This is a genomic window from Streptomyces sp. NPDC029296 (assembly GCF_055569255.1).
In genome coordinates, this window is sequence record NZ_JBVHXT010000025.1 from 60,382 (window position 1) to 73,489 (window position 13,108).

The 13,108-nt window shown below is 73.1% G+C and carries 12 protein-coding genes; 7 read left to right on the forward strand and 5 right to left on the reverse strand.

From position 1 onward, the window contains the following. Positions 1-90 precede the first annotated feature (90 nt). The 3 genes from meaB to ACZ4W9_RS22310 are packed head-to-tail and all read right to left on the reverse strand — an operon-like array spanning position 91 to position 5,089. Positions 91-1,095: a methylmalonyl Co-A mutase-associated GTPase MeaB gene (meaB, locus tag ACZ4W9_RS22300; RefSeq protein ID WP_467938430.1), complete on the reverse strand. Its 1,005-nt coding sequence runs from the start codon at positions 1,093-1,095 to the stop codon at positions 91-93. Between the two features lie 5 nt (positions 1,096-1,100). Continuing rightward, the gene (gene scpA / locus ACZ4W9_RS22305; RefSeq protein ID WP_467938434.1) at positions 1,101-3,275 is read right to left on the reverse strand and encodes a methylmalonyl-CoA mutase; all 2,175 of its coding nucleotides are present in this window, start codon (positions 3,273-3,275) and stop codon (positions 1,101-1,103) included. Beyond that, positions 3,275-5,089 (reverse strand): methylmalonyl-CoA mutase family protein, encoded by a 1,815-nt coding sequence (locus ACZ4W9_RS22310; protein ID WP_467938436.1) that lies wholly within the window; start codon positions 5,087-5,089, stop codon positions 3,275-3,277. The genes scpA and ACZ4W9_RS22310 overlap by 1 nt, the downstream gene beginning before the upstream one ends. A 229-nt stretch (positions 5,090-5,318) precedes the next feature. Between ACZ4W9_RS22310 and ACZ4W9_RS22315 the strand changes: the two genes are divergently transcribed. The 4 genes from ACZ4W9_RS22315 to ACZ4W9_RS22330 all read left to right on the forward strand — a co-directional run bounded on the left by ACZ4W9_RS22315 (position 5,319) and on the right by ACZ4W9_RS22330 (position 8,024). After that, the gene (locus ACZ4W9_RS22315; RefSeq protein ID WP_467938438.1) at positions 5,319-5,708 is read left to right on the forward strand and encodes a cell division protein SepF; all 390 of its coding nucleotides are present in this window, start codon (positions 5,319-5,321) and stop codon (positions 5,706-5,708) included. Positions 5,709-5,795: 87 nt separating this feature from the next. After that, positions 5,796-6,977: an AAA family ATPase gene (locus ACZ4W9_RS22320; protein WP_467938440.1), complete on the forward strand. Its 1,182-nt coding sequence runs from the start codon at positions 5,796-5,798 to the stop codon at positions 6,975-6,977. After that, the gene (locus ACZ4W9_RS22325) at positions 6,974-7,369 is read left to right on the forward strand and encodes a nucleotide pyrophosphohydrolase (RefSeq protein ID WP_467938442.1); all 396 of its coding nucleotides are present in this window, start codon (positions 6,974-6,976) and stop codon (positions 7,367-7,369) included. Before ACZ4W9_RS22320 ends, ACZ4W9_RS22325 begins: the two co-directional genes overlap by 4 nt. A 169-nt stretch (positions 7,370-7,538) precedes the next feature. Then, complete coding sequence (locus ACZ4W9_RS22330) at positions 7,539-8,024, forward strand: DUF6099 family protein (protein ID WP_467938444.1); 486 nt, start codon at positions 7,539-7,541, stop codon at positions 8,022-8,024. Positions 8,025-8,069: 45 nt separating this feature from the next. On the opposite strand, the gene ACZ4W9_RS22335 is transcribed toward ACZ4W9_RS22330, so the two are convergent. Further along, a complete protein-coding gene (locus tag ACZ4W9_RS22335) occupies positions 8,070-8,495 on the reverse strand; it encodes a VOC family protein (RefSeq protein WP_467938446.1) in 426 nt (141 codons plus the stop codon). Between the two features lie 530 nt (positions 8,496-9,025). Between ACZ4W9_RS22335 and ACZ4W9_RS22340 the strand changes: the two genes are divergently transcribed. Both ACZ4W9_RS22340 and ACZ4W9_RS22345 read left to right on the forward strand, forming a co-directional pair. Next, entirely contained in the window at positions 9,026-9,949 is a 924-nt protein-coding gene (locus ACZ4W9_RS22340) for an LLM class F420-dependent oxidoreductase (protein WP_467938448.1), read from the forward strand. A 363-nt stretch (positions 9,950-10,312) separates the two neighbouring features. After that, a complete protein-coding gene (locus ACZ4W9_RS22345) occupies positions 10,313-10,846 on the forward strand; it encodes a hypothetical protein (protein ID WP_467938450.1) in 534 nt (177 codons plus the stop codon). Between the two features lie 104 nt (positions 10,847-10,950). Here ACZ4W9_RS22345 and ACZ4W9_RS22350 read toward each other — a convergent pair whose 3' ends face one another. Further along, positions 10,951-11,892, reverse strand: a complete 942-nt coding sequence (locus ACZ4W9_RS22350; protein WP_467938452.1) for a D-alanyl-D-alanine carboxypeptidase family protein — start codon at positions 11,890-11,892, stop codon at positions 10,951-10,953. 211 nt (positions 11,893-12,103) lie between these two features. On the opposite strand from ACZ4W9_RS22350, the gene ACZ4W9_RS22355 reads away from it, so the two are divergent. Continuing rightward, entirely contained in the window at positions 12,104-13,048 is a 945-nt protein-coding gene (locus ACZ4W9_RS22355; protein WP_467938454.1) for a hypothetical protein, read from the forward strand. Positions 13,049-13,108: the final 60 nt, after the last annotated feature.

The window sequence follows — 13,108 nt, forward strand, 5'->3', positions numbered from 1 at the left end:
GCCAAGGGGGGCCCCTCCCTCCCTTGGGCTGGGGAAACCTCGCCCGGGCGTGGGCTCCGGGCCCCCCCCCCCCCCCCCCCCCCCTGCCGGTCAGTCCCCGGCCGAAGGAGCCGTACGGCCCTCGAAGGCGGCCAGGATCCGCTCCGCCGCCAGGGTCGCCGTCAGCTCCCCGTCCCGGACCCGCCGTTCCAGGTCCGGGGCGGCGGCGCGCACCGCCGGGTCGGCGTGCAGCCGGCCCAGCAGCTCGTCGCGGACCATCGCCCACACCCAGCCGACCTGCTGGTCCCGGCGCTTGGCCGCCAGCCGCCCGGTGCTCTCCAGCAGCCGGCGGTGCTGCTCCAGCCGCTCCCACACCGTGTCCAGACCGGCCGACTCCCGCGCGCTGCAGTGCAGCACCGGCGGCGTCCAGAAGGCCTCTTTGCCGTGCATCAGCCGGAGCGCGCCCGCCAGTTCCCGGGCCGCGGCCCGCGCGTCCCGCTCGTGCGGGCCGTCCGCCTTGTTCACGGCGATCACGTCGGCCAGCTCCAGGACGCCCTTCTTGATGCCCTGCAGCTGATCACCCGTGCGGGCCAGCGTGAGCAGCAGGAAGGAGTCCACCATGTCGGCGACCGCCGTCTCCGACTGGCCCACCCCGACGGTCTCCACCAGGATCACGTCGTAGCCGGCCGCCTCCATCACCACCATCGACTCCCGGGTGGCCTTGGCGACCCCGCCCAGCGTGCCCGCGCTGGGGGAGGGCCGCACGAAGGCCGCCGGGTCGACCGCGAGCCGCTCCATCCGCGTCTTGTCGCCGAGGATGGAGCCGCCCGTGCGGGTAGAGGACGGGTCGACGGCGAGCACCGCGACCCGGTGCCCCAGTGAGGTCAGCATCGTGCCGAACGCGTCGATGAACGTCGACTTGCCGACCCCGGGCACCCCGCTCACCCCGATCCGCCGCGCCCGGCCGCCGTACGGCAGCAGCTCGGTGAGCAGCCGCTGCGCCAGCTCCCGGTGCTGTGGCCGGGTGGACTCCACGAGCGTGATGGCGCGGGCCACCAGGGCCCGCTTCCCGTCGAGGACACCCTTCACATACGTGTCGAGATCGATCGCTGCCATCGCCGCTACAGCTCGTGACCGAGATCGGCCGCCAGCCGCGTGACCAGGTCGTGGGCCGCGTCCGGGATCACCGTCCCGGGCAGGAACACCTCCGCCGCGCCCATCTCGCGCAGGGTCGGCACGTCCTGCGGCGGGATCACCCCGCCGACCACGATCATGATGTCCTCGCGGCCCTCCTCGGCGAGCTTCTCGCGCAGCGCCGGGACGAGCGTGAGGTGTCCGGCGGCCAGCGACGACACCCCGACCACGTGCACGTCCGCCTCGACCGCCTGCCGGGCGACCTCCTCGGGCGTCTGGAACAGCGGGCCGACGTCCACGTCGAAACCGAGGTCGGCGAAGGCCGTCGCGATCACCTTCTGGCCGCGGTCGTGGCCGTCCTGGCCCATCTTCGCGACCAGGATGCGCGGCCGGCGCCCCTCGGCCTCCTCGAACGCGCCCACCAGGGCCCGGGTGCGGTCCACCGACGCCGACTGTCCTGCCTCGTTGCGGTACACACCGGAGATCGTACGGATCTGCCCGGCGTGCCGTCCGTACACCTTCTCCAGGGCGTCGGAGATCTCGCCGACCGTCGCCTTGGCGCGGGCCGCGCGCACCGCCAGCTCCAGCAGGTTGTCCGTGCCGTCGGCCGCCCGGGTCAGCGCGTCCAGCGCGTCGCGGCAGGCGGTCTCGTCCCGCTCCGCGCGCAGCCGCCGCAGCTTCTCGATCTGCTGGGCGCGCACGGCGGAGTTGTCGACCGCGCGTACGTCGATCCGCTCGTCGCTGTCCACCCGGTACTTGTTCACGCCGATCACCGGCTGCCGGCCGGAGTCGATGCGGGCCTGGGTGCGGGCCGCCGCCTCCTCCACGCGCAGCTTCGGGATGCCGGCGTCGATGGCCTGCGCCATCCCGCCCGCCTGCTCGACCTCCTGGATGTGCGCCCAGGCCTTGCGGGCGAGGTCGTACGTCAGCCGCTCCACGTACGCGCTGCCGCCCCACGGGTCGATGACCCGGGTGGTGCCCGACTCCTGCTGGATCAGCAGCTGGGTGTTGCGGGCGATGCGGGCCGAGAAGTCGGTCGGCAGCGCCAGCGCCTCGTCGAGCGCGTTGGTGTGCAGCGACTGCGTGTGGCCCTGGGTGGCCGCCATCGCCTCCACGCAGGTGCGGGTGACGTTGTTGAAGACGTCCTGCGCGGTCAGCGACCAGCCCGAGGTCTGCGAATGGGTGCGCAAGGAGAGGGACTTGGGGTTCTGCGGATCGAACTGCCGCACCAGCTTGGCCCACAGCAGCCGGGCCGCCCGCAGCTTGGCGATCTCCATGAAGAAGTTCATGCCGATCGCCCAGAAGAAGGACAGCCGGGGCGCGAACGCGTCCACGTCCAGCCCGGCCTCCCGCCCCGCGCGCAGGTACTCCACGCCGTCCGCGAGGGTGTACGCCAGCTCCAGGTCGGCCGTCGCGCCCGCCTCCTGGATGTGGTAGCCGGAGATGGAGATGGAGTTGTAGCGCGGCATCCGCCGCGAGGTGTACGCGAAGATGTCCGAGATGATCCGCATCGACGGCTTCGGCGGATAGATGTAGGTGTTGCGGACCATGAACTCCTTCAGAATGTCGTTCTGAATGGTCCCGGCCAGCTTCTCGGGCGGTACGCCCTGCTCCTCCGCCGCCACGATGTACAGCGCCAGCACCGGCAGCACCGCGCCGTTCATCGTCATCGACACGGTCATCCTGTCCAGCGGGATGCCGTCGAACAACTGCCGCATGTCGTAGATCGAGTCGATGGCCACGCCCGCCATGCCGACGTCGCCCGTCACCCGCGGGTGGTCGCTGTCGTAGCCCCGGTGCGTGGGCAGGTCGAAGGCGACCGACAGGCCCTTCTGGCCGGCCGCCAGGTTGCGCCGGTAGAACGCGTTGGACTCCTCGGCGGTGGAGAAGCCCGCGTACTGCCGGATCGTCCAGGGCTGGTTGACGTACATGGTCGGGTACGGGCCGCGCAGATACGGCGCGATACCCGGGTAGGTGCCCAGGAAGTCCAGGCCCTCCAGGTCGCGTCCGGTGTACAGCGGCTTGACCCCGATGCCCTCCGGGGTCTCCCACACCGCCTCCGCGTCCCCGGCGGCCCGCCGCAGCGCCGCGCGCCACTCGTCCTCGGTGCCGCCCGTGACCGGGGTGCCCAGCTCGATGCCGGAGAAGTCGGGGATTCCCATCAGGACACTCCCATGCGGTCGAGGGTCGCGGACAGCACATCCACGGCGTCACAGCCCGCGAAGACGTACGAGTCGATGCCGGGGTACTCTCCCCGGCCCGCCAGGAACACGTGCCGGGCCCCGGCCGCGCGCAGCGACCCGGCCACCTGCCCGGCCTGTTCGGCGTAGAGCGCGTCGCTGGAGCACACCACGGCCTCGGTGGCACCGCTGCCGGCGAAGCCGCCCTCGGTGACCGGCTCGATGCCGCCGGCCTGGAAGAGGTTCGCGGCGAAGGCCGCGCGCGCGGTGTACTCGGCCGCGGAGCCGATCGTGGCCAGGTAGATCCGGGGCCGGGCGCCGGTCCTCGCCAGATGGGCGTCGGAGCGGGCGCGCAGCTCCTCGTACGCCTCGTCGCGGCGCACCCGGGGCAGACCGCCCGAGGGCGGCTCGGGCGCGGCCGGGCGCTCGACCGGCTCCTCCGCCAGCAGCGGGAACTCGCTGACCCCGGTGATGGGCTCGCGCCGCCTGGCGAGCCGCTTGGAGCGCTCCGCCCAGGTCGTGGCGAGGTCGGTGCGCAGCCGGCCGGAGCGCAGCACGGCCGCCTGGCCGCCGTCGCGCTCGACGGACCGGAAGAACGCCCAGGCGGCCTCGGCCAGATCGGCCGTCAGCCGCTCCACGTACCAGGACCCGCCCGCCGGGTCGATCACCCGGGCCAGGTGGGACTCCTCGATCAGGATGGAGGAGGTGTTGCGGGCGATCCGCCGGGCGAAGGCGTCGGGCAGCCCCAGCGCGTGGTCGAACGGCAGCACGGTCACCGCGTCGGCGCCGCCCACCCCGGCGGCCAGCGCCGCGACGGTCGTGCGGAGCATGTTCACCCACGGGTCGCGGCGGGTCATCATCACCGGCGAGGTCACCACGTGCTGCCTCTGCGCGCCCGCCCCGGGCGCCCCGCACACCTCGGCGACCCGCGCCCACAGCCGGCGCGCCGCGCGCAGCTTGGCGATGGTCAGGAACTGGTCGGCGGTCGCCGCGTACCGGAACTCCAGCTGTGCGACGGCCTGTTCGACGCCGAGCCCGGCCTCGGTCAGCTCCCGCAGATAGGCCACCCCGGTGGCCAGCGAGGCGCCCAGCTCCTGCGCGGCCGAGCCGCCCGCCTCGTGGTACGGCAGCGCGTCCACGGTCAGCGCGCGCAGCCCCGGGTACCCCTCGGCGCAGCGCACGGCCAGCTCGGCGTACGGCGCGAAGGGCAGCGCGGTGCCGGTGCGGGCCTCGTGCCCGAGCGGGTCGCCGCCCAGGTTGCCGCGCACCGCCCCGGCGTCCACGCCCTTGTCCGCGTACAGCCGCAGCAGGGCCTCGGCGGCCCGGGCGGTGTCCGGGCCCGCGTCCAGCACGACCGGGGCCAGGTCGAGGTAGACCCCGTCGAGGGCGCGGCCCAGCTCCGTGACCGGGATGCCGCCCTCGCCCAGCACCAGCCAGAGGGAGGCGCCGCCGTTCTCCAGGTCGGCGAGCACGGCGTGTGCCGGGCCGTCGCCGAGTGCCGTGTGCCGCTGGCGCACGTCCCAGCCGCCCGGGCCGGTGCCCTCGGGCCTGCCGCCCCGCACGAAGGGGGCGAAGCCCGGCAGGCCGGGATCGGGCGCGCTGTCGTGCGCGGTGTACAGGGGCCGGGTGCGCAGCCCGTCCTCGAGCGTCGTGGACAGGGCGTCTTCCGCTGCCTCGCCGGACAATTCCCTGCCTGACCTGCGCAGTACGCCCTCCACCAGGCGTTGCCACTGCTCGTGTGTCGCGTCAGGGAACTCGGCGGCCAGTGAGAGCCCGTCGTCAGGCAGGACCGTCATGGCTGGGATGCTAGGGCAGGGCACCGAATCGGGGGCGCGGCACGGGCTGTGAGGTTTCTCTTCTTGCGGTTGTGAGCTGTGCCATCCCGGAGGTTCAGGGGTGGCCTCTGGGGGGCCTCGGAGCCGGACGCCCCGGTCGCGCACCGTGTCGCTGTTGGGCCGAACGGGTGACTTGGCGTAAGAATTGGCAGGTGTACGAATTGTTCGCGAGTCAGGTCAGGGGGAGCCGGTGAGCCGTTACGACGTCACCGATGAACAGTGGGAAGGGCTCGCCCAGGTCGTGCCGCTGCGGGGCCGGGACTCCTGGCCGTCCGCGGTGACCCACCGCTCGCTGCCCGACGCCGAGACCGAGACCCGGCGCCGGTTCGTGGTCCTGCGCGTCAACGTCTTCGCGGACGCCCGGGAAGTCGCCGAGACCCTGATGGCCGGGGTGCCGGTGCTGCTGGACCTGTCCGGCGCGGAGGGCGACGTCGCCAAACGCGTCCTCGACTTCAGCACCGGCGTCGTCTTCGGCCTGGGCAGCGGGATGCACCGGGTCGACCGCAACGTCTTCCTCCTCACCCCGCCCGGCACGGAGGTCAGCGGTCTGATGGAGGGGGCGGGACTGTCGGGCACCTGACGGCACCGCGCGCCGGCCGTCCCACGATCGGGGGAAACCCCGACGGTGAAACGATTCTGCGGAGCGGCGGGGCTCTACGGTCCGCATATGGCCGTCCCCTTCGTGTTCGCTGAGTCGCCGGCGGCCGACGTGCCCGCGCCCTCCGGCCCCCACCCCGACATCCGGTCCCGGATCACCGAGTTGCGGCTCTCCGCCTTCGCCGGGCACCGGGGCGCCGGGTTCCCGCTCGGGCCGGTCACCCTGCTCGCGGGGCCCAGCGGGGCCGGCAAGACCACCGCGCTGGCCGCCTGCGAGGCGCTGGCCCGGCTCGGCGGCGGTGCCCCGCTCGACGAGGCGTTCCCGGACCCGGCCGCCCGGGTACCGGAGCGGGCGCGGCCCGACGCCGAGGGGCGCCGGGGCTTCCGGATCGGATGCACGGCCGACGGCGCCGAGGGCCCGGTCCGGCTCGATGTCGCCGTACAGGCCGAACCGGACCTGCGGATCGTGGGGGAGCGACTGACCGCGCGCGGGGTGGTCCTGCTGGAGACCGCGCTGCGCGACCCCGGGCGCCGTACCGTCCAGGCCGCCTGGCACACCGCGGGCTCCGCCCCGGTGACCCGCGCCCCGCTCCCCGACGACCGCCTGGGCACCGCCCTGCTGCCGCTGCGCGTGGCCGGCAAGACCGACGGGCAGCGCCGCGTGCTCGCCGCCGCCGAGCAGATGGTCGTCGCCCTGCGCTCCGTCTTCCCCTGCGATCCGCGCCCCGAGCACATGCGCCTCCCCGTCCCCACCGGTTCCGGCCGGCTGCTGCCCGGCTGCGACAACCTCGCCGACGTGCTGTGGCGCACCCGCGCCGAGTGCTCCCGCAGGCACGGCCAACTGGTCGAGGCGCTGGCGGCGGGCTGTGCCGGCCCGGTGGCCGACCTGGTGGCCGAGCCGCTGTCCGACGGCACGGTACGGGCGCTGCTCGACCGGGGCGACGGCGTCCGCACCGCGCTCGCCCGGCTCGGCGACGGCGAGCTGCGCTATCTGGCGCTGACCCTGGTGCTGCTGACCGGACCGGGCGTGCTGGACATGGACGCGCCGGGCGAGGTGCCGGACGCCCTGCGGTCCCTCACCGTCCTCGCCGACGGCTTCGACCGGGGCCTGGACCCCGCCCAGCGCGGGGAACTGCTGCGGACGGCCGCCCGGATGGGCCGGCGCGGACACATCCGCTGCGTGGCCGCGGTACAGGACGCCTCCTGGGCCGCCGGAACCCCGGGGGTCACGGTGGTACACCTGAACGCGTGACCGAACACCCCGACCTCGCCTCGCTCCAGCGCAGACTCGCCGACTTCGCCGCCGCGCGGAACTGGCAGCCGTACCACACGCCCAAGAACCTCGTCGCCGCCCTCTCGGTGGAGGCGTCCGAACTGGTCGAGATCTTCCAGTGGCTGACCCCGGAGGAGTCCGCCCGGGTGATGGACGACCCCGGCACGGCGCACCGGGTCACGGACGAGGTCGCCGATGTGCTGGCCTATCTGCTCCAGTTCTGCGCGGTCCTCGGCATCGACCCGCTGACCGCGCTGGCCGCCAAGATCGACCGCAACGAACACCGCTTCCCGGTCCCGGGCGGCCGGGACCGGCAGGGCGCGGGGGACGCCCCGGGCGCCGGACCGGAGGACCAACAGGCGGACTCCTAGACTCCGTTATTACTCTCTGTAGCTAACTCGCGTGACGAATCCGAATTGTTGTCCAGAGATTTCCGTCTTCCTCTGGCTTTTCGCCTCAACCACCCTCACTCTGGGTAGTGGACAAGAGAGTTGTTCACGAGGCCGCGCCGGAGGGCACGGCGGACGGACGGGGGCATCCATGGATGCGGTACGGCTCATCCTCGCGAGCAGGCGGGCCCTGGCGGGCGGCGCCGACGCGGGGGAGATGATGGCGGAGGTGTGGCAGGCGCAGGCCCTGGCACAGGCGATCGGGAGCCGCCTCGCGGTCTCCGGTCCGCCGGAGCTGCGCGGGGAGGCGCTGGGACTGACGGAGCTGGCGGGCCGGGGCTGCGGCGTCCTGGATCCGCCCGAACTCGACCCCGGCGACCTGCGCGCCGCCCAGCTCACCGAGCTGGACGACGCCCGCGAGACCCTGCTCTGCCTCGGCGGCCTGCTCGGCGAGGTCGGCATGTCCCTGGTCGGCATGGCGAGCGCCGCCGTCGACGAGACGACGTACTGGCAGTGCATGGAGGCGATCGACGCGGCCGACGAGTCCCGCGACCGCGTCCTGGAGATGCTGCGCAAACTGGCGGCGCGGGCGGCGCTGGTGCCCGAGGACGCCCAGGACACCCCGTTCGGCGTATGACCGCCGCCCGGACCGCTTCCGGTGCCGGCTGCGGCCGTATGCCGGTTACGGCCGTATGTACGGGCGGGTCATGATCTCCATGTTGTGGCCGTCCGGATCGTCGAAGTAGGCGCCGCGACCGCCGAAGAGACGGTTGATCCGGCCGGGCTCGGTGCGCCGGGGGTCGGCGTAGTAGGTGACGCCGATCGTCTCGAGGCGGGCGATCACGGAGTCGAACTCCTCGTCGGGGACGAGGAACGCGTAGTGCTGCGACTGGATCGGCTCGTCGCGCTTCTCGTAGTAGTCGAGCGTCACGCCGTTGCCCAGGTCGACGGGCAGGAACGGCCCGAAGGGGGCGCCGACGCCCACCCCCAGGACCGCCGCGAGGAACCCGGCCGACAGGTGACGGTCCGAGGCGTAGACGGCGGTGTGGTTCAGCTGGACGGTGGCAGGCGACGCGGATGCGTGAAGGCGCTGCTGATCATGTGACATGGGTGGATGTGTCTCCGGGTGCTGGATCCGCTGGGGAGCGCCGCGCGGGCGCGGGAAACGCAGACGGAGGAAACGGCGGGCCTCTCGCCCGCCTCGTGCTCACGCCGAGGCCGGGCGCCCCACTCGTGTGTGGCCCATGGCCGACCCGGCAGTCACGGGGGCGACGCTACCAGGTCGGCGGAAGCTCCCCGACGCTGGTCACCGGCGGCGGGTTCGCGGGTGCGGGGACGTGAACGAGGAACGGGACGAACGTCATCCGGCCGTCTTGGGCCGGATCGGCCGGGGCAGCCGAATGCGCCGGTCAGCCGAACACTCCCCATGCGCCGGACACTCCGAACGAGCGGGAGCGGCCGGTCGCGCCGCGTCAACCGGCCGAGTGGCCCGGGTGCGTCTTGGCCGACGAGACCCCTGCCGGACACGCGGGGGCTTCACGCGCCGGGCCCGGACGGACGGATTTCACCCGTCCGGTGGCGGCCGTGCCGGGCGGTACCGGCGCAGCCGGCGCGTCCGGCGCCGTGCAGGATAGGTGTATGGACCTGCGAATCTTCACCGAGCCCCAGCAAGGGGCCACCTACGACACCCTGCTCACCGTGGCGAAGGCCACCGAGGACCTCGGGTTCGACGCGTTCTTCCGCTCGGACCACTACCTGCGCATGGGCAACGTGGACGGCCTGCCCGGCCCCACCGACGCCTGGATCACGCTGGCCGGCCTGGCCCGCGAGACCAAGCGCATCCGTCTCGGCACGCTGATGACGGCCGGCACCTTCCGCCTGCCCGGCGTGCTCGCCATCCAGGTCGCCCAGGTCGACCAGATGTCCGGCGGCCGGGTCGAACTCGGCCTGGGCGCGGGCTGGTTCGAGGAGGAGCACAAGGCGTACGGCATCCCGTTCCCGAAGGAGAAGTTCGCCCGGCTGGAGGAGCAGCTCGCGATCGTCACCGGGCTGTGGAAGACCGAGGCCGGCAAGACCTTCGACTTCCACGGCACGTACTACGACCTCACCGGGTCGCCGGCGCTGCCCAAGCCCGCGCAGCGGAAGGTGCCCGTGCTCATCGGCGGTCACGGCGCGACCCGTACGCCGCGGCTCGCCGCGCAGTACGCCGACGAGTTCAACATCCCCTTCGCCTCCGTCGAGGACAGCGAGCGGCAGTTCGGCAGGGTCCGGGCCGCCGCAGCGGAGGCCGGCCGGGGCGCGGACGACCTGGTGTACTCCAACGCGCTCGTCGTCTGCGTCGGCAAGGACGACCAGGAAGTGGCCCGGCGCGCCGCCGCGATCGGCCGTGAGGTGGACGAGCTGAAGGCCAACGGGCTGGCCGGCTCCCCGGCCGAGGTCGTCGACAAGATCGGCCGCTATGCCGAGATCGGCTCCCGCCGGATCTACCTCCAGGTACTGGACCTCCACGACCTGGACCACCTGGAGCTGATCTCCTCCCAGGTCCAGTCCCAGCTGCCGTAACCCGCGCGCACGGCCGGACGCCGGGCCCCCGCCCCCCGCGGCGCGGCCCGGCACCGGGCCGAACGGCCCACCGGGGCTTCGTGGCCCGCACCCCCGGCCCGTCCGGCCCGGGGGACCCGGCCTCCGAGCCGGCGGTCCGGGCCCATGGGCCGCGGCCCCGATGGCAGGGTGCGGCAGCCGGTGCCGGGTCCGATGGCCTGCTCCGTGGGCCCGCCCGGGCTGTCCGGCGCCCGCCCCCGGCTCCTCCGGGCCCGGCTCTCCCGGCCATGGCGGCGGCCACCCCGCCCCCGTTGTGACGAGCCTGTGACCGGAGGTGTGGCTTCCGGCACGGTGTCGGGGGAGGGGGCCTGGTGGGATCGGGTGATGGACGATGACTCACCGCTCGGCATCCTGTTCGGGCTGCTGCTGTTCCCGGCGCTGCTCGCGGTCCCCGTCTGGGGGATCGCCGTCATCGTCAAGCTGCTGTCCGTGGCCCTGCCCGGCCGGCGTCCGGACTGGCGGCCGGACCTGCTGCGCTGGTCGGCGCGGATGGCGTTCCTGGCCGCCGTGGACCTGTACCTGCTCGGCGCGGGAGGGGTCGCGCTGTCCGTGCACGAGTCGTCCTCCGGAGCCGACTCCACCCCGGCCCACGAGTGCCGCGACGACTTCCCGCCCGGTGTCCTCGTGGGCCAGACGGCCTCCTATGCGCCGCTCCGCTTCGACTGCGTCCTCGCCGACGGCAGCACCCACTCCAGCAGCCCCGCCTACCTCCGGCTCAACGTGGGCGTCGCCGGTCTGGCCCTGGCCGCCGCGGTCCTGAAGGTGTCGGCCTCGATGGAGTCGGGACGGCGGGAGGAGCCGGGGCCTGCCGCGCCCGGCTCCGGCCCCGGGACGGAAGACGTGCCCCATCCCGGATAAAAAACAGCCGTTCCAAAAACCACCCGAGGCCGAAACCATCCGAGGCCGAAACCATCCGACGCCGGGACCGGCCGCTTCCGGTGGCCGTCCCGCCCCGCCTGCCGTCAGCGTGTGAAGCCGTAGTCCAGGATCTTCGTCGCGTCCTTGAACCGCTCGTCCGCCGAGTCGGCCGCCAGCACCGTGCCCACGACCGTCTTGGACCCGCGGGTGGCCGCGAACACCAGGCAGAACTTCGCCTCCGGCCCGGACCCGGTCTTCACCCCGAACGCGCCCCGGTAGGAACCGAGCAGCTTGTTGGAGTTGTTCCACGGGTTCATGGCGTGCGTGCCGCCGCCGGGCCGGTACGACTTCATGTCGTCGTAGACCTTGGTGCCGACGACCTTCTTGAACGCCTTGTTCTTCAGCGCGGCCCCGGCCAGCTTGGCCAGGTCGCGCGGCGAGGAGTAGTTCTTGCCGTTGGACACCCCGTCGAAGGAGTCGAAGTGGGTGTTCTTCAGGCCCAGCTCACGCGCCTTGCCGTTCATCTTGCCGATGAACGACTTGGTCCGCCGGGCCGTCGTGGACCCCGTGCCGTAGGTGTCCGCCAGCGCGTAGGCCGCGTCGCAGCCCGACGGCAGCATCAGGCCGTACAGCAGGTCGCCCACCGGCATCGAGTCGCCGAGGATCAGATGCGCGCTGGAGTAGCGCTGGGTGTGCGACACCGGGTCGATGACGTAGTCGGTGTACTCCTTCTTGATCTTCACCTTCTTCCCGAGGTCCACGTTCCGCTGCGACAGCACGACGAGCGCCGTCATGATCTTCGTGGTGGAGCCGGTCCGCAGCCGGGCGTCCGGTGCCTTGCCGAACAGCTGCTTCCCGCTCGCGGAATTCATGGCGTACGCGCCCTGCGCCGACACCCGCGGCACCGCCGGGGCCGCGTGGGCGGGCGCGGTCGCGAGGACGCCCGCGCCCAGCACGGCACCCCCCGCCACCGCGACGGCGGCACACCTGCGGGCCCGGGCCGTTCGTACGGGTCCGCGGTCCCGGATCGTCCGGTCGATGGTCATGGGTTCCCCCTGGTCTTCGGTCGATGGTCGTTCGTCAATGGTCAGTTGACGGAGGATCACTTCATCAGGTCCCGGACCGGCGGGCCATAACGGATCTCACAGGTCACCGCCGGGAACTCCTGTGAACTCCCGCGAACCCCTGTGAACGCCGCGTCCCGGAACTGTGGGTTCCGTCACAGCGCGCGGGATCCACGGCTGGTCGTATGTCCCGGTGCGTAAAATCCTCCCTCTCGCTCTCACCGCCCTGCTCGCCGTGACGGCCTGTCAGTCCGGCGGCGACGGCGACGGCGCCGGCGACGACGCCCGCGACCTCAACACCATGGACTCGCTCCCGCTCCAGGCCTATCTGCCGGACCAGGAGTCCGGCGGCACGAAGGCCATCAACACGGCACAGTGGATCCTGACCGGGCAGTGCATGCTCCGGCTCGGCTTCACCGGCTTCCAGACGTTCGACGTCAGGAGTGTCGAGTCCACCTACCCGGTGCCCAAGGGCATGTTCGTGAGCAGCAGCGAGGTCGGCCACGACACCCCGTACGGAGTGGACGACCCCGACCTGGCGGCCGAGTACGGCTACCACAGGCGGCCGCACGAGGAGCCCGCCGAGCGTCCCTTGGAGTGGCCCGCCGACCAGTACACGGCCCTCACCGGCCGCTTCGAGGCCGGCGACAGCCACCGGGCGCACGGCAAGCCCGTCCCCGAGGGCGGCTGCCTCGGCGAGGCGAACCGGAGGCTCTACGGCTCCGGGCCCGAGAGGGCCGAGATCGGCGGGATACGGCTCACCGGCTACTACACGGTCGTCATGAAACTGTGGTCCGACGCGCATGCGCGGGCCATGAAGGACCCCGCCTGGAAGAAGGCCGACCGCGCCTGGGCGGCCTGCATGAAGGACGCGGGCCTGCACTACCCCGACCCGGACGAGGCGTCCACCGACGCCGACTGGATCAGCACCGACGGACCCTCGGCCAAGGAGAAGGAGACCGCCGCCGCCGACGCCCGCTGCAAGCTCGACACCGGCTACATCGAGGCCGTGCACGCCGTGGAGACCCGCGCGCAGAGGGCCGCCATCGACACGAACGCGAAGGCGCTGGAGGGCCGGCGGGCCGCCCAGGAACGGGCCCTGGCGAACGCCCGCAAGGTCATCGCCGAAGCCTCCTGACCCGGCCGGCGACCACCCCGGCCGAGCCGAAAACCGGTGGTGGGCGCGGGCCCCGGCCGG

Excerpts from the sequence above, each read along its gene's own strand:
- meaB (WP_467938430.1), bottom strand. The coding sequence starts at position 1,095 with ATGGCAGCGATCGATCTCGACACGTATGTGAAGGGTGTCCTCGACGGG.
- scpA (WP_467938434.1), bottom strand. The coding sequence starts at position 3,275 with ATGGGAATCCCCGACTTCTCCGGCATCGAGCTGGGCACCCCGGTCACG.
- ACZ4W9_RS22310 (WP_467938436.1), bottom strand. The coding sequence starts at position 5,089 with ATGACGGTCCTGCCTGACGACGGGCTCTCACTGGCCGCCGAGTTCCCT.
- ACZ4W9_RS22320 (WP_467938440.1), top strand. The coding sequence starts at position 5,796 with ATGGCCGTCCCCTTCGTGTTCGCTGAGTCGCCGGCGGCCGACGTGCCC.
- ACZ4W9_RS22330 (WP_467938444.1), top strand. The coding sequence starts at position 7,539 with ATGGATGCGGTACGGCTCATCCTCGCGAGCAGGCGGGCCCTGGCGGGC.
- ACZ4W9_RS22335 (WP_467938446.1), bottom strand. The coding sequence starts at position 8,495 with ATGTCACATGATCAGCAGCGCCTTCACGCATCCGCGTCGCCTGCCACC.
- ACZ4W9_RS22340 (WP_467938448.1), top strand. The coding sequence starts at position 9,026 with ATGGACCTGCGAATCTTCACCGAGCCCCAGCAAGGGGCCACCTACGAC.
- ACZ4W9_RS22345 (WP_467938450.1), top strand. The coding sequence starts at position 10,313 with ATGGACGATGACTCACCGCTCGGCATCCTGTTCGGGCTGCTGCTGTTC.
- ACZ4W9_RS22350 (WP_467938452.1), bottom strand. The coding sequence starts at position 11,892 with ATGACCATCGACCGGACGATCCGGGACCGCGGACCCGTACGAACGGCC.